This is a genomic window from Lacrimispora sphenoides, assembly GCF_900105215.1.
Lineage (GTDB): Bacteria > Bacillota > Clostridia > Lachnospirales > Lachnospiraceae > Lacrimispora > Lacrimispora sphenoides_A.
In genome coordinates this window covers 1587935-1607201 of record NZ_FOIP01000001.1, presented here as the reverse complement: position 1 = coordinate 1607201, position 19267 = coordinate 1587935, and the positions used below count along the sequence as shown (strand labels likewise).

The following is a 19267-nucleotide window of genomic DNA, read 5'->3' as shown; positions in this document are numbered from 1 at the left end:
TTTAAGCTTTATGGTATAATCTTGACACTCACAATTCTAATCTTTCCAATACTTTTAGAAAGTGGCTGTAGGATAAAAGCATACCAGATCTCCACACTCATACCGACGAGAAATAGCCACTGCAATATAAAAATTCCTATTTTTCTTTATTTATAATAATTTTCTAATACCGGATATCCGCCATTGTCAATGAAACAACATTTACAAGCCTTCTTTAAATATATATAATAGAAATCATATAAGTAAATTGTTGATTAATTAATGATGAGTACATCCGATAATGCAGCTATAATTTAGCCACCATCAAGTAGGAGTTAAAAATGGAAATAATTAATTATCTTTGGTCTGCTGTAAATTATTTATTATTGATTTCAGTTATTATTTTGGTTATAAAGTTTATTAAAAAAAATAAGAGCTAGTACCCTTATTTCGCGTATCATCTCCTGGGTATTCAAGGGACGTAAGTAGCCTTAGTATTTCACAGCGCTATCCTGATCCGGTATAGGCTTTAAGTTCATCGTTCTGGCTAATAACCCATTTTCTCAATCTATGATACTGCTATATTTTTTCAACGTTTTGACTTTGCAACGCGTAAAAACAAATTTACCCGTAAGACAAAATCAGAGAGCAAAGGGAAAAGAAAAACAAATACAAATTTGAATTGTGGCTACAAGAGAAAAAGTATAAACACAAAGGATATTAACCAGATTCGCATTTGTACCTCAATACGCAATAGGGAGAATCAGACGCATTGTCAGCTATAAGATTTAAGGAGTATATATGGATAAAGAATTTATAAAAATAGAGAATATCCCTGTGATTTTGTGGGGAACAAAATCGGACAGCATCTACATATATGTTCATGGTAAGAACGCAAATAAGGAAGAAGCAAATAGTTTTGCGGAAAAGGCAGTTAAAAAAGGCTTTCAAGTTCTTAGTTTTGACTTGCCCGAACACGGTGAACGAATAAATGAAAACTATCCTTGTGTGATCTGGAATGGGATTCACGATTTGAATATAATTGGAGCATATGTCCAACAGAGTTGGGTTGACATTTACTTGTACGCCAGTAGCTTAGGCGCATATTTTAGTCTGCTTGCGTACAAAGATATGCCGCTTAAAAAGTGCCTGTTTCTTTCTCCTATACTTAACATGGAACGCTTAATACAAAATATGATGAAGTGGTTTAGCGTCAGCGAAGAAGTGCTGAAGGAAAAACAAGAAATTCAAACGCCAATAGGAGATATGCTAAACTGGGATTATTATTGTTATGTGAGAAACAATCCCATTGACAGATGGAATGTATCAACGGCAATTTTATTCGGTTCAGAGGATAATCTAACTGAGCGTGAAATAGTTGAAGAATTTGCAAAACGGTTTGCCTGTGATTTAACCGTATTAGATGGTGGTGAACACTGGTTTCATACGGAGAAGCAATTAACCATTTTAGATAAATGGCTTGATAAACAGATATAGAGATTTTAGGGGCAGAGGTGCGCAGCATGCACCTTCCAGAGGTCCATCTTTCGTGCTCTAAATCTTTATTATATCCATATACATGAAAGCATGAAATAAAGATGAAACGTGTAATGCTTGTAAAAAATCATTATTTTTGAGACTTTTGATTACCTCATCCAAGGGTTTTAATACAACTCTTATTTGCTCTGTTTCATCTAAACTAATATCTTTAGTCAACTCAACATTTAAAGCAAGAAAACAATGCGTAAGGTAATTGTGATTTTATCCTGCAGCTTTTTAATACAGGGAATCCTTTATTTATAATGATTCTCAATAAGTTTTTTACTTTTCTCTTACAAAGACCATTGTTTTCTACACGCTGTAATCTCCTGTTTTTTCAGCAATTCTAAAGATAATTAGCATGAAAACAAATGATTTATACTATTATAACAATTTTTAGTATCATAATAGTATCACGTTTTGTATGTAATAGGCGGGCCCGGAATACCGGAACCCGCCTTTTTACTTGGAATTCTGAGCAAGATTTATATGTTTAAAATTACTATTTAATATATATTACCTGTTAACTTTGTAAAATTTATTACAACATATATTGATAAAACATGACAAATGTTATACAATCTTATTTATAATCAGTTACCGAGGGGGTAGAATGAAAAAAGCAGCTATTGTACTTATATTACTTTTCCTATTTAAGTGTACTATATTAAACCCTATTATTACTAATAGCGAAATTATGCTTGGTATTTTTAATAAATCTAATAGTGATTTAATTAAAACATGGATTGAGTTAATATCAAATATTTTTACAACTTTTGGCGTGTTATTTGCAGCCTATGAATACTGGAAGCAAAAAAAATTATTACGAATAGCAAATGCTGTTGAAATTGCTAATCAATTTTCAAAAGAAGTAGTTGATTTAATTTCATATACAATGATTTCATTAAGTGCGGATGAAGAAATAAAAAATATTATAGATAATAAAATAAAGGCTGTTGAGAATGCAAGACATTTTAATCTAGAAGAATTAAATAATTTATTTAATAAAAATGAAATCAATAAATACCTAAAATTAATTGGAGGCCCAATAGATAAAGGTAGATTACAAAAAGACATTTTTATTGAAACAAAAAGAGACATTATTTTACATACTCTTAACAGAATTGAACACTTTAGTATGAGTTTTAATAGTAAATTAGCAGATGATAAAGTAGTATATCAAAGTCTTCATCAAGCATTATTTACGCTTATTCCGTATTCTTATATATTTATCTCATCAATAAATGTAAATAATGTAGACAAATATTATTGTAACACGTGTGAATTATACGGAAGATGGATTAAAGTAAGAAACAGATTAATAAGAAAAGAAGAACGTTATAATAGATGGGGAAAAAGAATAAAAGAATTTATGAATAAAAGGTCTGTAATTAAAACTCCAACTACATAAAAGCAAAAAACCTCGAGTTATTCTACTCGAGGTTTTTCTGTACAATCGTTTTTGAAAAAAATATTTAGTATTTTATTTTCCAATTTTGCTTTTAAAGTATCCAGTTCTTCTTGTGAATATTTATTTTTTTGTACGTTATCAATAATCTCGAAATACATAATGAATCTCCCCTTTTTTCGACAAATTAAACTATCCTTAGTTTTTTAGCATCATATTAAAAATTGTATTTGTAATTATATACTACCTTATTTGTTCGATAAAAACAAGAAGCTAATAAAGAAATTTACAAAAAATTCATATACTTTCTATATATAGATTTTTTTATAATTAATATACTATATATAGATAGTTATGCGCTTTTACTTTCTATATTTTGCCACCGGTATAGGATAACTGCTTTATCGAAACGTATATAAGTTTTAAATAGAACAATACGCTGCGTATTATTGATATCTAATACATATAGCGTACACTCCAGTTTATACCTTTCCTATGTTCTACATCATCGTCCAGAATACTGCAACGCCCCATTCTGATCCGGTGTGAGCGTCACTGGCTCTATTGCCATTTTACCGTCCTCATCCAGGTAATACCACTTGCCACCAGACGCCTGCAGGCCCTTGACCATAGCTCCATCTGATCCCAGATAGTACCAACCGCCCTTGTACTGATACCATGTGCTTGTGGCCATCATTCCGGCGCCATCGAACCAATACCATTTGTCTTGATCCTGAAGCCAATCATTCCGGATCGGCAGGCCGGTATCTCCCAAGTAAAACCTCCACCCATTGTCCTCATGGATCCATCTTGATTTCTTCACAGGCACCATTGCAAGAGCAGCCTTAAAGCCGTCCCAGGTATGCCGGGTGTGATTCCATACATAAGGGTTCGGGCAAATCTTTCCTGTTACATCATGATGACGGATCACCCGGTCCGCAGGTATATTATATTTCGCCATCAGCTCCTTTGTCAGCTCGATCGCTGCTTTTACCGTAGCATCCTCAAAGTACCAGTCCCGGCTTGTTTCTGCCAGATTTCCACTACTATTTCTAACACACATTTCAATACCAATACTGTTTTGATTCCTGCATTCCGGGTGAACGTACGATTTAGCCCCACAATGCCATGCAATGTCCTTTTCCTCAACGGACTGCCAAACTTCTCCGCTGAATCCAACGTAATAATGTGCACTGGCACCAATATACTGGGAGGCGTAATACTTACAGTTTGCTTCTGCTCCTCCCAAGGCTCCTACATAATGAATTACAATGTACTTAATGCGATCCGCGGTACCCGCGGAGTAATTATAAGGTGTAAGTAATTTCTTAATCTGCATATTCTCCTCCATTTCATGAGAAAAGGCCCAGGATAATCCCAGGCCTAAAAGTTGTGATGTTACAACTTGTTATTCTGTTACTTCTGCTTTCTTTTTTAACACATCAATGGCTTTGATCAGAGCTGCAGGAAGTGGCAGACCCATGATTCCGGCATTCTCCACGATGGAGATCAGTTCGTTTGCAAGAAAGCCGATAATAACGGTATCTCTTATGTAGCTGGTCCCGATGACTAAATCCAACCGGTACGCAATCAGAACAAATAAGAGCGTCATGCCCTTCCGACATAATCCTTTAAAGCCAGCTTTCGACTCTAGGGCTCCCGTTTCGGTTTTGGTGCTCCTCTTGAAGACTCCCGCCACGGCCAATCCGGAAAGAAAATCAATGGCCATAAAAAGGACCAGAGTACCGATCCCGGTATCCCAGCCCCCAAATAATGATGCTATAAAGCTACCCACAGTTCCCACTACCATACAAAGTGCTTCTTTTTTCATTCTCATATTCCTCACTCTTTCTCATACTCTTTCCCGGTGATATCCAGGTACTCTTTTTCTGTGATCCAGCGGTCTACGGCATTCCACACCATACCAACGGACCATAGACCTGCTTCATAAAATCCTTTCACCTTTTCAAATTTATTCATCGTTTTATACCTCCTCTACATCAAAACCGGACATCATAGATAAATATGCTACCTGGGCGATAAGGAGCCCGTTCTGTTCCCGGAGTTCCCTCACCTGATTCTGAAGCTTGCTCATGTCGCTTTCCGGAAGGTATGTAAATACGGCCTTGGGATTCTCCGGATCAGTTACATCAACGCATTTCAGCTGGGCCCCATCAGGAATATCAACCCACATGCAGGTAAGGCCCTGCGGAATAGTTTCTGTGTCATAAATGATGTTCCAGATACGGCCTGTTAAGTCATAGATTACTAATGCTTTCATTTTTTATTGCCTCCTCGATTTCTTATTGTTTAAAGCTATGATATAATGACTTCAAAATAATTCTTTAGGAGAATCTACATGTCATTACGCAACGATATTTTTCCACATTCAAAACATAACGTTTCTATTGATTTTTTAAAAGTAATTGCAACTATCCTTGTTATACGCCTCCATTCTGGAATAGGCTCTGAATGTCCCGCTTACACCTATTATTTAGCTGGATGTGCTGTTCCCATATTCTTTATGATAAATGGGGGATTTATTTTAAATAGAGCATCTATTTCATGGAAATACGCGGGCAGAAAAATAGCCAGAATAATGCTCCTAACTTCTCTCTGGTCAGTTTTATATACTATTTCTCTGCTTTTTTTTAAGCATAAATGGAGTAACCCAATTACTTTTTTAATAGATAGTTTTCTTCAAAAAAGTGGTTTTGGAAACTTCTGGTTTCTTGGCGCACTTGTTTTACTTTACTTGCTTCTTCCTATACTTTACAAGCTATTCAATCAAAACAAATATTCAGCACTCAAGGTAACTTTAGTCCTTGGCCTTATTTGTATATCAATTGATGCCATATCAATTCATCGGTTTTTATTAGGCAAGGATACTATTTCAAAAATGGTTCCGCAGATTCTAAGACTATGGACCTGGCTTTTTTATTTTTGTCTTGGCGGCGCAATTCTTAAATACTCAACCTTTATTAGATCTTCGCATTTTCCATCTTATACAGCCATGTTAATTGTTACAAGTATTATCGCCGGACCACTGCAGTACTTGCTTGTATACCGCTGGTATCAATATTATTCACCTGAATACGCTTTTGACAATCTTATCGTTATTCTGTGGAATTCAACGATAATGTTTTTCTTTACTTCGCTAAATAAAAATAAAGTTTTGTCTGTAATTGCTAAACTTGCGCCATACACATTAGGAATATATATTGTTCATGGAATGCTGATAATCTTGTTAAATGCTATTGGATTTTTTGATTATTCATTATGGTATATCAATGTTCCTTTTCTTTTTTTAGGTTCATTGATTATTACGTATACTGCTCAAAAAATCCCCTTTTGCAAAAGTTTCATAACACTCTAGGAATTAACTTTTTGTGATTTTAACATCTGAAACGCATCAATATCCAAATATCCAATAATAACAAGCGCTGCTACGTGCCACACACGGCAGCATCACAGAAGACGATGTCCAGTTCCAAACCGATGTAGATACTGAGCCAAAATAACCATCCACACCACCGCTCTTAGATTCGTAATTGATGCTAGCTCCGCTATTTCTCCAAGTAATGGAACCGCAAATGGCAAGTGCGAACACAGGTATAAACCCTGGATTAATTGTACAATAATACCAATAAGTCCCATTACCTAATGATATAGAAGAGGTTCCAGAAGTAGTATTTCCGCTAATAAACCGCAATACATTATCACTTCCAGCAACATTAAATATATTTTTTCCTCTTAGAATATTGCCAGATATTAGATCTGCATCTCCGTTCACCACCACATTCCCAGTCATGTACTTTCCAGAGCTGCTAACCGTCTGCTGTGACGTTCCGGGATTAATGGTCTGACCGCCAAGAACGGGGATACTGCCCGCAATTCCGAAAGCAGACTGTCCGGATATCATTTTTCCAGCAGTCAGGCCACCAGCAGCGGCCATTTTTGTTTGGTCGATAGCAATTAGAGTGTTGGGAGTAATATATCCAGCAGCACCGTTATATCGAATTTCTGCCCTGGTAACATTGTCCGTATTTTTAACAACATATGCATTATCACCAAGAATCACCTTCGTTGGATTGCCTAACTCATGATAGAGAGTGGACCGATTTGTAAGATGAGGCATAGTTCCATAAAGAGGATTCCCGTCTTTATCCACAATCACCTTGCTTTCCAGTACATCACCGGCCCCCGCTGTTATGACATCCAGATCGGCTCCGCCACCACCTCCCGGCATCCATATCTTTCCCATATCTTACACTCCTTTCAAGCCGATCTTAATATCGGTTGCCGGCTTTTTATAAACCTTGAAAGTGGCTGCCCCATCCCCCAAGAAGGCCGTACCACTTGTCACAATACCATAGGCTTTGATATACGCCTTTTGAGTGGCCTCTGTGGCTCCATCTGCCAAGGCGCTTACTGCTATTGCTTCTGAGTTTTCTGCAGCTCCAGGAGCGGCCACCATTTGCGTATAGGGGGGAGCACTTCCCTCCCAGCCTGCGACGGTCAAGGTTACCTCTGTTACATGGTTGATCTGATTGATTGCTTTGTTGGTTGCATTTATATCATTAGCTCCGAAACGATCCCCTTTTTGGGTGTAGGTCGTCTCATCCGGCAGGCTGTACGTGCCGTCCTCATTGGGGATCAAGCGGTACCTGCGCTGACCATCAAACATGGCATCCTTATAATCCGTTTTCAATCCCATTTAAAATGTACCTCCATTCAATGTAAATGATAGCGTTCTTCTGCCGTTATATCGGCTTTGAATATTGCTATAAATCAGCCTGCATGCTTCTTCAATCCGGTTCAGTTCCTTCCAATCTATAAAAGGCTGATTATCATAAAAAGTCTGGCGGGATCCTGTCTTAAAGGGATAGGTCCCAGAGCGGATATTTTCCACGTTAGACTCAAACCGGTTGATCTCATCTGCATAGAAGCCGTAATCCTGATAGGTCTTATCCGCTCCCATTTCTTCATATACAAAATCCGGCCAGAGGAGCAGTGCCTGCGACCGGATTTCATTTAAGTTTCCCTTTATGCGGTTGTAATCTTCTATATTAAAGAAATCAGTTTCTTTCCAATTAGTTTTTGGTTGTTGCCACATTACTCATGTCCCTCCTTGCCTTTACGGTGCCGCTTAAGGCGCCATTGAATTTCAAGGTATGTTCATGCACCCGGAGGAGTAGATCCGGGACATACTTATTTTCCAGGAATGCTATATCATTTGCATCGATCCTTGGCTCCCCACGATACTGTAAATCGTACTCCCGATCCGATTTCATATAGTCACCGATCCAGTCAGTTAAGTCAGCGGCGTGGACCATATCGGATACTAGGGGATTTTCCCAGGTCTCTAAGCTGCCTGTTGGATTAAGCTGCCGGCCTACTTTGGTCTGACTTGTGAGGTATTCCCGGCCACTCACAGAGACTTCAACGGCCCCCATAGCCCCTGTGATCTCCACGGTGGCACAATAGCTGCTACTCTCTACTATAGCTACTGTCTGGCCCCCCTGCGGCTCTGTCAAAGAACAGGACAAGTCATAAACAGGGTTGCTGAAATAAAAGGTATACCGATTATCCGCAGAGGTAACGGCTATTGTTTCTTTCGCCAGCTCCTTTACCTCGTTTGTTTGGTTGTAGAGCGTCCGGATCACCTGCAGTTCTCTTACCTTTGCAAGCTGGGTACCCCTGGGCGTCTTAGTCAGCTCATGACCATACTCAAAAATATAATCCGTACTGTCTCCGAAGGTGATATTGTTTAATACCACCCGATTATTAGGATGGCCTTTCGTAAATTCCAAAATCAGCTTGTCAAACTCCTCAAATTCATGACCTATGACCGTTGTAGCGGTAAGGCTGGTTACTATGTAGTCCTCCACCTGTGATCCGTCCCTGTAAGCATGGAAGACCATGGCAGCAGGACTATTGTCCCCGAACTCCAGCGTTAACCCAAAGCACTTGAAAGAGGCTTCTAGGCCGATCTCCACCGTTGGATTGACCATAAAGGATCCATCACTTTTTGCCACCGCCTCTGAGACATATCCGGCATTCAGATAGGTCGCGCCCTCTTCCTGTCTTGGCAGAAAATACCGTGTAGGGGTCACGTCCGTATAGTCCTGAGCTGTCATAGCATAAGGTTTCTTCATCGTCTTATCGAGGACCGCACCGGCATTACTGAAATAAGTCTCATTGTTGGAACTTGCCTCCATGTCCGGGATAAAACTGGATTTTAATAAGATGTTCCCTTCCCGATCCTGATAGAGGATACACCTCCCAGCGTTGGCAATCAGCTGCAGGGCTTCCTTGTGAGAGACTACCGGCATCGGATTTACAACCTTCACGGACTTTAAATAAGGATCAATCCAGTAGGACCGGTAGTCCACTCCGGCATCGGAAAACACGTCAACCGCCAGATCGTACAGGCTTATCCCTTCTGGCCTGTACAGGCCCTTATAATAGGTTCCGTCCATACCGTCAAAACGATCCGTAGCCGAAAACTCCATCTGCTCATCATCAGCGGACCATTCCTTTAATTGCACCGTTGCGCCCGGCAACCATTCCACGGATCCATCATCAAGTTCTTGGCCGTATAAGACAGAAATGTCCTGGCCAATCTCTAAGAAGTTTACAGAGCTTTCCTGATTTTCTATATCAAAGGCCCGGTCCTTGTTGTTGACGGTCAAGGAAAAGTCGATGGCGGGCAGCTCCTCCATGATCGGGCTGATATGTTCTTTCTTAGTGGCGGACAGTATCTTCCGGTTATCAAAGTAAATGCCGATCCCCATTGTGATCTTGTGGATCCGGAACCGGCTTTGGCTATTTATCATGGCCGAAGGGGTGAGGCGCAGGAACGTTGCCCCGTTGAAAATCTCCTCCGTAACGAAATGCCCGTCTGTATTACCCTTGATTTCCACCGTGTTGTTATCGGATTCTATGACAAAATCCACTGGGTAGGCTTTTCCAAACTCAATCGTTAAGCCTTTGATGTCGTACTCAATTGGAAACCGGATCTCTATGGGGCCAGGAAGTTCCTCTGACACAATTCCCTGATTGAGCACCACATCCGCTCTCTCCCTTGGAAGAAAGTACATGCTGCCGTCCACTGCCGTGTAGTTCTGGTCGCAGGTGGCGTAAAGCTCCTTGACCTCATAATTGTCCAGGGGCATTTTAAAACTGCTGTAATAGGTATATTTTTCTCTTTCAGGAACATAGGCGCTTGCCTGGGCTTCTTGGTTAATCAGGCCAATGGTTACGCGGATATATGAAAACGGATCCCTGAACTCACGGCGCATCAGTTCTTTATATTTCTGACTTGCTGGCTGCACTACTCAATCACCCCACAATCAACAATATTCACCTTACAGTCCATATAGCCAGTGGGAAGCCCGTCTTTGTCAAATTCAATCGGTGTAGCCGTCCGATTTCCTGGATACATGCGGATTGTCATCATGCGATTATGTACCATATCCGGGATCCTTGCCGTCACCACAAATTTATCAAACTCCTGCAGCATGGCCGCCCAGGTAACAGCATCTAAAAACTTCCATTGTAGGTTTTCAAATTTATATTGATCTCTTCCCACTCTCTGGCCTATAAACTCCCCCAGAGCATTTTTTCCATCACTCACATTCGTAGCCACCACCAAATTCCCTCCAATGTCGGGAGACGGAAACTCCCGGCCATTGATTGTTATTACTGCCATATTTACCGCCTCCTTACGTTGTTCTTAGAGAGAAACCGCTTCTCTTGTCCAGATCGGACAGTTTCTTTTTAATCTCCCTGATATCAATATTAACAGTCAAATCCATGGCCTCAATCAGTTCTATGATCTTCCGGAGAAGGTCCACCATGAGGGACAGGTAGTGATCTGACATGTTCTCGGTTGGCGTAGACATTGCTTGACTTGCCATAGCCTGTACCAGATCAGCCGTGTCGGTACTTCGTCCAGATGTGCCAACCAGGGACAGCTGCGGGGTTGAATTACTGGCGATGGAACTCATGCTTGCGGCAAGTGGTGCAATTGCCGACTTCATACCATACTGCACCGCCCTAGTGATACCCTCTGTAATCTGCATGTTATTGGCAACCGCAGCCTTGCCTCCCCAGTTTCCTACCATCTCAGGATTGCCGTTTTCATTAGCAACAAACAAACTACCGGAAGCGGGAAAACCACCTGTTGCATGACCTTTTATGTCCCCTGGACCACCACTTACATAACCTTTACTGCTTCCTGGACCGGAGGATCCTTTTTTATCTTTTTTATCTTCTTTTTCTTCTGCATCATCTTTTGCTTTATTGAAAAGATTCTTTGCCCCGTCAATAACCGAATTGAATGTCTTTCCTACCTCAGCCGCAACCCCACTCAGCCAGCCAGTAATGCTTCTCCAAATTTCCTGCATACCGTCCCAGAAATTATTCATCATATCTTTGCCGATCTGAGTCATCTCATCCAGCTTGAATACGTCCTTAATCTTCTGCCAAATTTCTCCAAACCAGTCCTTTATGGCAGTCCACTTTTCCTCAATGGTGGCCTTTACACTGTCCCAGATTTCGGATAGCTTATCCCTGATTGCAGAGAAGCTTTCATCCGCCTTATTCTTAACGTTATCCCACAGATCGGAGACAAAGGTTTTTATACCATTCCAAACGGTCTCAATGGTCTGCTTAATTGATTCCCATATCTCTTTTAGTTTGTTTTTGATCGCATCAAAAACAGCAGAAGCCACTTCTTTTATACCATTCCACAGACCTGAAACAAAAGTTTTAATCCCGTCCCAGATAGAACCGGTAAAGTCACTCACATTCTGCCAGACATCTGTTATTATGGTTTTGATACGTTCCCATATTTCTGCGGCTTTTTCCTTAACCTCATCCCAGTGCTTATATAATAAAACCCCGATTGCAATAAGTGCGGCAATCGCCGCAATTACTAATGTAATCGGACTTGTTAAAACAGCAATTGCAACACCAAATCCAGTTGTAACAGCGGCTGCCACTGCTCCAACAATATTATAAACTCCTATCGCCGCAGATACTAACCCTATTGCTATTGCCAAAGAAGACAGTATTGTTACTGCAATTTCATTCCCCGCTATCCAGTCTAACGCTTCCGCTATGCCGTTTAATACATCGGTAATAACTCCACCCGTCCAATCGGCAATCGGCTTTAAAAATGAATCCCACAGCCATTCACCTACAGGCTTTAAATTATCCAAGACGCTATTTAAAACTTCGAATGCGCCCTTTATGACATCCAGTGCTGCGGGAATCGCCTGCTCCAGCGCCCATTTTCCAAGTGGCTCCAGTATATTTTTAAATAGCCATTCTAGCCCTGAACCTAATTTATCGCCCAGAGGCTTTACGGCAGCGGTAATGCGCTCAAATGCCTTGATAAGGGGGGTGAAATCAAGGTTCTTACTCCATTCCGATAGAGACTGCGTAATTCTATCGATCGAACCTAATAGACCGTCAAACAGATCCATTAGGTTCTGAATAACTGCCGTTCCGGTTCCATCAAGTTCCCACGCCGTCCGAAAATTATCGCGAATATTAGTAATCATATTGTTAATATTCGTTAAAATCTCGAGGATATGACCTATTATGGACTCTCCGGTTCCGTTGTTCCATACAGTACGGAAGGATTCTCCGATGGTAAGGATCAGAGCCAGCCAGGAATTTAACCGATCAAAGATGCTTTGCAAAAGGGCAGTTCCCCTTTCGTTTTCATCCCAGGCGTTTTTAAATGCACCGGCTATATCACCAACTATATTTAAAATCAATTCTACCAAACGCAGGATATTCGTGCAGAACTGCTCCCCGGTTCCGTTTGTCCATACTTCCAGGAAGCTCTCTCCCATAGATTTAGCCAGGCCTATGATATTATTAAAAGCATAATCAGCCGCATCCATTACGCTTTTGCCTTCCAAATCCCATGAATCCTTTAAGGGTTTGAATAGCTGGCTTAGTACGCTCTTTACTTTCTCAGCAACAGAGTCAATGGCATCCATCTGACTTGTATCAATATCAGGAGTGGTTATTTCAGGTGCCCCTGCTCCACCGCCACCATCAGCGTTGCTATCATCTTTCAGAATATTAAGTTCATCAATTCCGGTACTTACGCCTTGTGCGTCCTTTGCCGCTTTCTTCGCACTATTCCCATAAGCCCCCATAGCCGATTTTGCCGCCACAAGGCTCTTTGTGGCCGCTACGCTCCCCGCTAGTGTCTTACCAAACAACAGGCTTACAAATGCTGCTACATAGCCAGTTACACGTGCCAGTGCAGCCATAAGTGCATTTAAGGCGGGCATGATTGACTGTAAAATTGGAGTAAACGCCACATTCAGATTTGAGCGAATCTGTTTCAGAGAGTTGTTAAATTGATCGTTGGCCTTCATGGAATCCATCAAATGTTTACCCATGGAGCGGATTGCACTTACCACCATAGGGATAATCAGACGATAGATCATCAACGTTTTTAGCATCTTCTGCATTCCGCTTTGAGCACTGGAAGCATCGTTGCCACTCTTTTTTAAAGTTCTTCCGAAAAGAGTAATCTGCCCCGCAGCCTTTAGTAGCTTCATGCCGCCACTACCTGCTGTTCGGAATAGATTATCAAGAGAACTTGTCAACTTTCTTGCAGATCCAGTAATCCCGCCGCCAAGGATTCTGAACAGATCAGTGAAGCCCCTTTTTAAGAAATTAACTCCGTTTAATGCGTTTCTGGTGCCAATCAGAGCAAACATCTGATTGATCTGATCTACAGATGCCATGGTTTTTACTTTGGCTGCCTCAATGCTGCCGGATACGTCATGCAGGCCGGTTACTTTAGGGGCTAGGTTTACCTGTGGTACTTTCACATTGTATCCCGGGGAGTTTCTTACCTGCTGGCTTTTAGCAGCCTTGGTGGCTGCAGCCGCAGTGGCCTTAGCCGCCTCAGCTGCCTTAGTTGCCATTTCATCAATCTTCCCGTTGATTGCATCCCACTGTACGCCCAGGCCCTCGACTTTCCCCTGAAGATTAATGATACTTCCTTCTGTTTTTACAATCTGCTCCTGGATCTTTAATTTTTTAGATTCATTAAAGGTACGTTCATGCGATTCCTTTAAGCCTGCAAGCTTCTCATCCAGGACATCAATCTGCTTACCTAAATTATTGATGACTGCTTCTGTTTGCTCTGCCTGTTTTTGAAGAATATCAGAAGTGGCATCCACCTTGATTGTAGGCATTTTAACGGGCGGTCCTCTCGGCTTTGCAGGGCTAACGCTTTTACCGGATAAAGCTGCGTTGTCTGCGGCATGAGGGGCAGCATTGACGTCAGTAAACCGGGAAAGCGCCTTTTCAATAGCAGCGCCCAGACGTTCTCCTAAGTTATCAATCTCAGCCCCCGCTTTCCCGAAACACTTATCCAGGGCGGCGTTAATTGTGCTGGTAACGTTTTGCATTGTTCCCTTTACCTGATCGTCCATGTCCTTAAACATTTTTTCAGTGTTGACACCCACCGTTGCTTTCTCAAGACTACCCTTTAACCCGGTACCAATCTTCTGGGCGGCGTCTGATATCTGCCTTCCAATATCGGATTGCACCTCTAAATCTAGCCCGATTCTTCCTATACTGTCGCTCATCATCTCACCTGCCTTTCATAGAAAAACGGGCATTCTACCCGAACGCCCGCGCGAATAATTCCTGTATTTCATTTACTGCTTTTGCTTTTTCTGCTTCTGTCATGCCCTCAGTAGGATTATGACGGCTTCTCCAGCTATTCCGGATCTCATGCTGCGCCTTTGTAAACTGTTTCAGCATGTCCTTATCCTCTTCACTGCGGATACTCACAATCTGTCCTAACGGGGTCTTAGGCATAATCCCGGACAATAAAGTGCAGAACTCTTTCCAGTCCATGTCCTCCGCTTCGACAAGGCGAATATTGTATTGCATGGCAAAGGAGGATTCTATCAGCTCCCAATCTTCGAAGATATCATACCAGGAACTAACTTCTTTTCTTCCCTGCCTGTCTTTCCTCCCCGGCTTCAGCCTCTACTTTTTCTAAGTCCTCATTGGCAATCGCTGCCATGATAACATTGACAATAAGGCTCAGGTTATCCATTGTGGGATCCTGAGACATAATGTATTCGAAGGCTTCTTCTCCCAAAGTGATCTTGATAATATCATCGATCTTGTCAAATTCATCCTTTTCCGGATCCTCCGTAGATGCCCGGATAAAGAGTACAGCGCTTTTACTTGTGTTGATTTTGAACTCGTGGTCTGCATCAATTTTGACCGTAGGCCGTTCCTTCCCGCTCTGCAGTCTTGCAACAATATCATAAGCTCTTGCCATATCTATCTCCTCCTTATTCTCCCGCCACAGTACCACCCGCAGGCGTATAAACTGGTCTTCCATCTCCCACCATGTCGAACTCTAACGGTGCAACATTGGTGGAATCACCACCATAAATTGATTTAACATCTAATACACAATCAAATACCAGAGCTGCACCATCAGGAAAGTCAACGGAAGCCTTCGTACTACAATCCAGGCCATCTTTCCATGCAACGCTCGCCACATAATCGTTTCCCGGGTCTCCAACGTTACGTTTTCCCTTTAAGCTAACCTTGAATTTCTTGGCGGTCATCAAGGATCTTGCCCAACCTTTTGTTGTCATGGGAGTCCAATCCTGGACACCCCCATCGATGCTGATCTCAAAACTTTCCATGTCAGCAATTTCTTTCATATCACTTTCTGTGCTCTTTTTTCCTTTCGTTCCAATCTTAAACACCAAATCATAAACCGGAAATACTCCTAAGCTTGAATCTGACATAATATCATCCTTTCTTGTAATAGATTACAAAATTAATTACATGTTCATAGATACCTTTGCTATCCGTCCCGACACTCACAGGGGAATCTGTTCGCATATCGAATAGAAACACCTCGTTGTCACCTATGATACCGCATTTCCCATATAAGAGATCATACAACTCCTGTGCTTTTGCTTCCGCGCAAACTGCATCTACTCCCCAATGGACCAGGACGGATACTGCCTTGGTATCATAGGACTTATTTTTTAAACCACCTATTGGGATAGGGCGGTCTGGCCCCTGCGTGGGATATATTCCGATACACTGTTTATCATTTCCGTTGATCTTTCCTATGTACCAGCAGGGACACTCTACTTTGGATTTCAGAAAATCCTTTACATCTGTCAGCGTCATGTTATCAACCCTTTCGCATTTGCTTTCAGCCGGGCCTTAAAAGCATTTTTAAAGAAGTCTTTCTTAGCACCATCAATATATTCCTGAAGCCAAAGTCCCCCGGCGTTCTGATTTTTATCAGTCCGAAAGTTGTATTCCGGGTGCCAATAAAGCCGCCTTGCATAAGGGGTATCATAAACAATTTGATACTTGGTCCTGGACTTCTTTTTCATGAAGGAACTACGCTCCAGCTCACCGGTCTCCTTCGGAACCACCTGACTGCTTACAATGTCGGATTTTACAGCAGCAACCGCCTGTTGAATCGATGGTTCAATAGCCTCCTGGATCTCCTTAAGCTTTCCCGGATCCAGTTTGACAGTGACATTCACCTTCATTAGATCAACCTTAATTCCGTGTAATTAACTGTCCCGTCCGGGTTCCTAGCTTTAAGGGCCTGCATGATAGTTCTCTCTTTCCCAAAGATAGTAACTTCTCCCCCGCTAATTACAGGCAGAACAGGGCAGATATCACCGGGAAATAAAGCAATCCCTGATATCTGCACTAATTTCTGATCTGTATCCATAATCATTTTAGCAGAATCCTGGTAGTTGCATTTTAAAGACAGTTCCGCCGCCTCCAAAGGACCGCCTGATTCAGATAGTCCTTCTTCATATAGGACTAACGCAATATCTGTCTTACACAGCCGTTTCGGCACCAAACATGGATATTTCATAGGCTCACCTCGCTAACCTGCAGCATAAGCCCGTCTGGGACAGCTGGGCGTATACATCTCGCTTCATGGCCACGCCTTTATCGGTAAATACATTCCAGGAGCTCCCAAACTGAACCGATGCACCATTAAGGCTGTAACTGGATAGGATCGTGCCAATCTCATCGGCATTCTCATATTCAAAATCGGCCTGCTGGCAGATCACTTCCTGTATGACTTCCTGCTGAAACTCGGTCAAATTGGAAAATCCCCGGCCCACAATGCGATTGTAGGTCAGGGAATCAATGTGACGGCTGGCTTGTCGAAGGTGCCTTTCCAGCTCTCCCTCCGGTACTGTGCTGCCTTTATAGGTTCCTTTGTAATACTCTGGTGTGACATAGGGGACGTAAGACATCTTAGGCACCGCCTTCCGGATTAAACTCCTTGATTTTCTTAATGATTCCAGGAACGGTGGCAGCCTTTCCCAGATCAATTCCCTTTTCATGAGCAAATGCTTTCAGAATATCAATGATATCCTGATCATCTGCATTCTCTCCATGTGCTTTCAGCTCTTCCAATTCCTCTTTAAGAGTCATGTAATCCCCATAAGGCACCATTTTACCTCTTCCATAAGCAATGATACTTCCGTCATCGTCTATGATATCAAAACCTCTGTCCTGATAAGCTTTCTGCTGACTCTTGTCAATGGCATACTCTTTATTTCCTTTTGATGCTTTCATGCACTAATCCCTCCTTATTAAGCTGTCACATTTATAGAGCAGCCGGGTACTTTCTTTTCAAGCAGGAACAGATCCCCGTAATTACGATTTTGATACAGGTATCCATCTGCCGTTCTGCTATCAGTACCCGGAGTAAACAATTTAATATAGCTGTATTTATCCCTAGCCACTACGCAAGAAGTATGAATCAGGATCCAGTTGATCTGCTTAGCATCAGTAGCCGCCACGCAACCGTCCGTAAAATCATACTTTGTTTTCATTCTGGCGGCTGGTACCATCTTGATCGCGACGTCATCGAGGGAGTGCACCTTACGGTTAATGGTAGAGGGAGTGGTAACGGTCATCATTCGCTGAATGCCCTCCGCTTCCTTAACGATCTTTCGCATAGAAGGGGTAACATACAGAACCCGCCCTTCCTCTGGCACTCCTGCCTCGTCCATGATCGCCATTTCAGTATCAAATGCCTCCAGGAAATTAGCTGCCGTAATCACTGTGGAATCAATACGACCGGAGTATTTTGTCAGTTCTGCATGAAGCTTCGAAAAGCGATAAGAATCCTTTTCGGGAATAGCCTGCTCCGTTTCAAAGGTGTTCTGGATATTCGCAACGGACAAAGTAAGATTCGTTTCATCGATATCCATAGGATCCACGAAAAATTCAATATCCCGGTCATGTTCCAGTTTTTTAGGCTCCCAATCATTGGAAAGCGTACCAGAATTAAAGCCAGGGGTCCTGGTGTGATCCTTATATCCAGATACTGTCATTCTGGGTAATTTAATCGTTTGTGCGTTTAAAAATTTCACCTGCTGATTGCTCTGTGCAAGGGCATCAGAACAAAGTTCCTTTGCATACTTCTGCTGAAGGAGCTGAGTGAAGGTTGTTGCATAATCATATACTGCCATGTGTTAATTCCTCTCTTTCATTAAAGTCCAAATGCCTGTTTTAAGGCATCATCAGTTGCTGTTTGCTGCTGGCCAATTCCGGTAGTTCCTACCTGGACAAACCCGGAAGCCTGGGCCGGTTGTGGTTTCAACGCTGGTACATCTTCCAGAACCTTGTTTAAGGCATTTTTCATTGTCTCTTCATTGATCTTTCCGTCCTGCCCCATGGCTTGACTGAGATCGGCAATTTTAAGTACATAGGGGATCGTCTTAGCGTCCAGTCCCAGGCCGATTGCTGCCATTGTGGCTACATTGTCAAGCATTGCTTTCTGGGCCGCTGCCTGTGCCTGTGCAAGCTGCGTCTGCATTGCATTCACATCCGGCTGGGAGGCTGCCTTCTGCTGTTTAAATGCTGCTATGGCCTGACTCATTTCTTCCTGACTCAGCCCCTGTTGTTTGAGGTACCCTTTCAGGACGCTATCCTCGGTGGCTGCCTGTTTGCCGGCTATCAGCTGAGCGATCTTATCGTAATCAATAGCAGGAGCAGTGGTCTGTGACGTCTGCTGGGTAGTTCCGATCGATGGTGTCTGGGCCGCTCCGGGGGCAGCTCCACCAGATCCGTTCTGTCCTCCATCAGCATCAAACATAGGCATAAATCTTCCAAATCTCATATTATAATCTCCTTTCACAGTTAAATGGTGTCTCCATGTGCTGTATGCACGAACAGTTGGTAACAGTGTGTCTCACCGTAGTTTATAGCGCCTTCGGGCATAAAAATAAGACGCATAACCCTGCGCCTCAAAGGGAGATAGTT

At 42.2% G+C, this 19267-nt stretch carries 24 protein-coding genes; 3 read left to right on the top strand and 21 right to left on the bottom strand.

Annotated features, from left to right (window positions below; genetic code table 11):
* Positions 1–780: 780 nt before the first annotated feature.
* Both BMW45_RS07360 and BMW45_RS07355 read left to right on the top strand, forming a co-directional pair.
* Positions 781–1476 carry an alpha/beta hydrolase gene (locus BMW45_RS07360; RefSeq protein ID WP_092241759.1) on the top strand — a complete coding sequence of 232 codons (696 nt, stop codon included), beginning with the start codon at positions 781–783 and terminating at the stop codon, positions 1474–1476.
* Between the two features lie 655 nt (positions 1477–2131).
* The gene (locus BMW45_RS07355; protein WP_092241757.1) at positions 2132–2929 is read left to right on the top strand and encodes a DUF4760 domain-containing protein; all 798 of its coding nucleotides are present in this window, start codon (positions 2132–2134) and stop codon (positions 2927–2929) included.
* 17 nt (positions 2930–2946) lie between these two features.
* Here BMW45_RS07355 and BMW45_RS27755 read toward each other — a convergent pair whose 3' ends face one another.
* The 5 genes from BMW45_RS27755 to BMW45_RS07335 form a co-directional block, all read right to left on the bottom strand.
* Positions 2947–3087 carry a hypothetical protein gene (locus BMW45_RS27755; RefSeq protein ID WP_166433296.1) on the bottom strand — a complete coding sequence of 47 codons (141 nt, stop codon included), beginning with the start codon at positions 3085–3087 and terminating at the stop codon, positions 2947–2949.
* Between the two features lie 344 nt (positions 3088–3431).
* Complete coding sequence (locus tag BMW45_RS07350; RefSeq protein ID WP_092241755.1) at positions 3432–4265, bottom strand: peptidoglycan recognition protein family protein; 834 nt, start codon at positions 4263–4265, stop codon at positions 3432–3434.
* Positions 4266–4334: 69 nt separating this feature from the next.
* Positions 4335–4757, bottom strand: coding sequence for a phage holin family protein (locus BMW45_RS07345; RefSeq protein WP_416388662.1), 423 nt, complete (start codon positions 4755–4757; stop codon positions 4335–4337).
* Positions 4758–4768: 11 nt separating this feature from the next.
* Positions 4769–4906: an XkdX family protein gene (locus BMW45_RS07340; RefSeq protein ID WP_092241751.1), complete on the bottom strand. Its 138-nt coding sequence runs from the start codon at positions 4904–4906 to the stop codon at positions 4769–4771.
* Positions 4907–4910: 4 nt separating this feature from the next.
* Positions 4911–5207 carry a hypothetical protein gene (locus tag BMW45_RS07335; RefSeq protein ID WP_092241749.1) on the bottom strand — a complete coding sequence of 99 codons (297 nt, stop codon included), beginning with the start codon at positions 5205–5207 and terminating at the stop codon, positions 4911–4913.
* A gap of 78 nt (positions 5208–5285) precedes the next feature.
* On the opposite strand from BMW45_RS07335, the gene BMW45_RS07330 reads away from it, so the two are divergent.
* Positions 5286–6302: an acyltransferase gene (locus tag BMW45_RS07330; protein WP_092241747.1), complete on the top strand. Its 1017-nt coding sequence runs from the start codon at positions 5286–5288 to the stop codon at positions 6300–6302.
* A 36-nt stretch (positions 6303–6338) separates the two neighbouring features.
* Here the strand turns inward: BMW45_RS07330 and BMW45_RS07325 are convergent, their stop codons facing one another.
* The 16 genes from BMW45_RS07325 to BMW45_RS07250 are packed head-to-tail and all read right to left on the bottom strand — an operon-like array spanning position 6339 to position 19124.
* On the bottom strand, positions 6339–7190 hold the full coding sequence (locus BMW45_RS07325) for a hypothetical protein (RefSeq protein ID WP_092241745.1): 852 nt from the start codon (positions 7188–7190) through the stop codon (positions 6339–6341).
* 3 nt (positions 7191–7193) lie between these two features.
* Positions 7194–7643: a hypothetical protein gene (locus BMW45_RS07320; RefSeq protein WP_092241743.1), complete on the bottom strand. Its 450-nt coding sequence runs from the start codon at positions 7641–7643 to the stop codon at positions 7194–7196.
* Positions 7644–8042 carry a hypothetical protein gene (locus BMW45_RS07315; RefSeq protein WP_092241741.1) on the bottom strand — a complete coding sequence of 133 codons (399 nt, stop codon included), beginning with the start codon at positions 8040–8042 and terminating at the stop codon, positions 7644–7646.
* The gene (locus BMW45_RS07310) at positions 8020–10263 is read right to left on the bottom strand and encodes a hypothetical protein (protein WP_092241739.1); all 2244 of its coding nucleotides are present in this window, start codon (positions 10261–10263) and stop codon (positions 8020–8022) included. The genes BMW45_RS07315 and BMW45_RS07310 overlap by 23 nt, the downstream gene beginning before the upstream one ends.
* Positions 10263–10640 carry a hypothetical protein gene (locus tag BMW45_RS07305; RefSeq protein WP_092241737.1) on the bottom strand — a complete coding sequence of 126 codons (378 nt, stop codon included), beginning with the start codon at positions 10638–10640 and terminating at the stop codon, positions 10263–10265. The genes BMW45_RS07310 and BMW45_RS07305 overlap by 1 nt, the downstream gene beginning before the upstream one ends.
* Before the next feature lie 13 nt (positions 10641–10653).
* Positions 10654–14562 (bottom strand): phage tail family protein, encoded by a 3909-nt coding sequence (locus tag BMW45_RS07300; RefSeq protein ID WP_143057015.1) that lies wholly within the window; start codon positions 14560–14562, stop codon positions 10654–10656.
* 31 nt (positions 14563–14593) lie between these two features.
* Positions 14594–14887, bottom strand: a complete 294-nt coding sequence (locus BMW45_RS07295; protein WP_465220284.1) for a Gp15 family bacteriophage protein — start codon at positions 14885–14887, stop codon at positions 14594–14596.
* A 34-nt stretch (positions 14888–14921) separates the two neighbouring features.
* The gene (locus BMW45_RS07290; RefSeq protein ID WP_025230473.1) at positions 14922–15269 is read right to left on the bottom strand and encodes a hypothetical protein; all 348 of its coding nucleotides are present in this window, start codon (positions 15267–15269) and stop codon (positions 14922–14924) included.
* A gap of 13 nt (positions 15270–15282) precedes the next feature.
* Positions 15283–15750: a phage tail tube protein gene (locus BMW45_RS07285; protein ID WP_092241731.1), complete on the bottom strand. Its 468-nt coding sequence runs from the start codon at positions 15748–15750 to the stop codon at positions 15283–15285.
* A 4-nt stretch (positions 15751–15754) separates the two neighbouring features.
* Positions 15755–16144, bottom strand: coding sequence for a minor capsid protein (locus BMW45_RS07280; RefSeq protein ID WP_092241729.1), 390 nt, complete (start codon positions 16142–16144; stop codon positions 15755–15757).
* A complete protein-coding gene (locus tag BMW45_RS07275) occupies positions 16141–16518 on the bottom strand; it encodes a hypothetical protein (protein WP_092241726.1) in 378 nt (125 codons plus the stop codon). Before BMW45_RS07275 ends, BMW45_RS07280 begins: the two co-directional genes overlap by 4 nt.
* The gene (locus tag BMW45_RS07270) at positions 16518–16856 is read right to left on the bottom strand and encodes a hypothetical protein (protein WP_092241725.1); all 339 of its coding nucleotides are present in this window, start codon (positions 16854–16856) and stop codon (positions 16518–16520) included. The genes BMW45_RS07275 and BMW45_RS07270 overlap by 1 nt, the downstream gene beginning before the upstream one ends.
* A 4-nt stretch (positions 16857–16860) precedes the next feature.
* Positions 16861–17247 (bottom strand): head-tail connector protein, encoded by a 387-nt coding sequence (locus BMW45_RS07265; RefSeq protein WP_092241723.1) that lies wholly within the window; start codon positions 17245–17247, stop codon positions 16861–16863.
* A 1-nt stretch (position 17248) separates the two neighbouring features.
* Complete coding sequence (locus tag BMW45_RS07260; RefSeq protein WP_207649060.1) at positions 17249–17572, bottom strand: hypothetical protein; 324 nt, start codon at positions 17570–17572, stop codon at positions 17249–17251.
* Positions 17573–17589: 17 nt separating this feature from the next.
* Positions 17590–18474, bottom strand: coding sequence for a capsid protein (locus BMW45_RS07255; RefSeq protein WP_092241721.1), 885 nt, complete (start codon positions 18472–18474; stop codon positions 17590–17592).
* Positions 18475–18494: 20 nt separating this feature from the next.
* Positions 18495–19124: a hypothetical protein gene (locus BMW45_RS07250; RefSeq protein ID WP_242882941.1), complete on the bottom strand. Its 630-nt coding sequence runs from the start codon at positions 19122–19124 to the stop codon at positions 18495–18497.
* Positions 19125–19267: the final 143 nt, after the last annotated feature.

Excerpts from the sequence above, each read along its gene's own strand:
- BMW45_RS07360 (WP_092241759.1), top strand. The coding sequence starts at position 781 with ATGGATAAAGAATTTATAAAAATAGAGAATATCCCTGTGATTTTGTGG.
- BMW45_RS07355 (WP_092241757.1), top strand. The coding sequence starts at position 2,132 with ATGAAAAAAGCAGCTATTGTACTTATATTACTTTTCCTATTTAAGTGT.
- BMW45_RS27755 (WP_166433296.1), bottom strand. The coding sequence starts at position 3,087 with ATGTATTTCGAGATTATTGATAACGTACAAAAAAATAAATATTCACAA.
- BMW45_RS07350 (WP_092241755.1), bottom strand. The coding sequence starts at position 4,265 with ATGCAGATTAAGAAATTACTTACACCTTATAATTACTCCGCGGGTACC.
- BMW45_RS07345 (WP_416388662.1), bottom strand. The coding sequence starts at position 4,757 with ATGAAAAAAGAAGCACTTTGTATGGTAGTGGGAACTGTGGGTAGCTTT.
- BMW45_RS07340 (WP_092241751.1), bottom strand. The coding sequence starts at position 4,906 with ATGAATAAATTTGAAAAGGTGAAAGGATTTTATGAAGCAGGTCTATGG.
- BMW45_RS07335 (WP_092241749.1), bottom strand. The coding sequence starts at position 5,207 with ATGAAAGCATTAGTAATCTATGACTTAACAGGCCGTATCTGGAACATC.
- BMW45_RS07330 (WP_092241747.1), top strand. The coding sequence starts at position 5,286 with ATGTCATTACGCAACGATATTTTTCCACATTCAAAACATAACGTTTCT.
- BMW45_RS07325 (WP_092241745.1), bottom strand. The coding sequence starts at position 7,190 with ATGGGAAAGATATGGATGCCGGGAGGTGGTGGCGGAGCCGATCTGGAT.
- BMW45_RS07320 (WP_092241743.1), bottom strand. The coding sequence starts at position 7,643 with ATGGGATTGAAAACGGATTATAAGGATGCCATGTTTGATGGTCAGCGC.
- BMW45_RS07315 (WP_092241741.1), bottom strand. The coding sequence starts at position 8,042 with ATGTGGCAACAACCAAAAACTAATTGGAAAGAAACTGATTTCTTTAAT.
- BMW45_RS07305 (WP_092241737.1), bottom strand. The coding sequence starts at position 10,640 with ATGGCAGTAATAACAATCAATGGCCGGGAGTTTCCGTCTCCCGACATT.
- BMW45_RS07300 (WP_143057015.1), bottom strand. The coding sequence starts at position 14,562 with ATGATGAGCGACAGTATAGGAAGAATCGGGCTAGATTTAGAGGTGCAA.
- BMW45_RS07290 (WP_025230473.1), bottom strand. The coding sequence starts at position 15,269 with ATGGCAAGAGCTTATGATATTGTTGCAAGACTGCAGAGCGGGAAGGAA.
- BMW45_RS07285 (WP_092241731.1), bottom strand. The coding sequence starts at position 15,750 with ATGTCAGATTCAAGCTTAGGAGTATTTCCGGTTTATGATTTGGTGTTT.
- BMW45_RS07280 (WP_092241729.1), bottom strand. The coding sequence starts at position 16,144 with ATGACGCTGACAGATGTAAAGGATTTTCTGAAATCCAAAGTAGAGTGT.
- BMW45_RS07275 (WP_092241726.1), bottom strand. The coding sequence starts at position 16,518 with ATGAAGGTGAATGTCACTGTCAAACTGGATCCGGGAAAGCTTAAGGAG.
- BMW45_RS07270 (WP_092241725.1), bottom strand. The coding sequence starts at position 16,856 with ATGAAATATCCATGTTTGGTGCCGAAACGGCTGTGTAAGACAGATATT.
- BMW45_RS07265 (WP_092241723.1), bottom strand. The coding sequence starts at position 17,247 with ATGTCTTACGTCCCCTATGTCACACCAGAGTATTACAAAGGAACCTAT.
- BMW45_RS07260 (WP_207649060.1), bottom strand. The coding sequence starts at position 17,572 with ATGAAAGCATCAAAAGGAAATAAAGAGTATGCCATTGACAAGAGTCAG.
- BMW45_RS07255 (WP_092241721.1), bottom strand. The coding sequence starts at position 18,474 with ATGGCAGTATATGATTATGCAACAACCTTCACTCAGCTCCTTCAGCAG.
- BMW45_RS07250 (WP_242882941.1), bottom strand. The coding sequence starts at position 19,124 with ATGAGATTTGGAAGATTTATGCCTATGTTTGATGCTGATGGAGGACAG.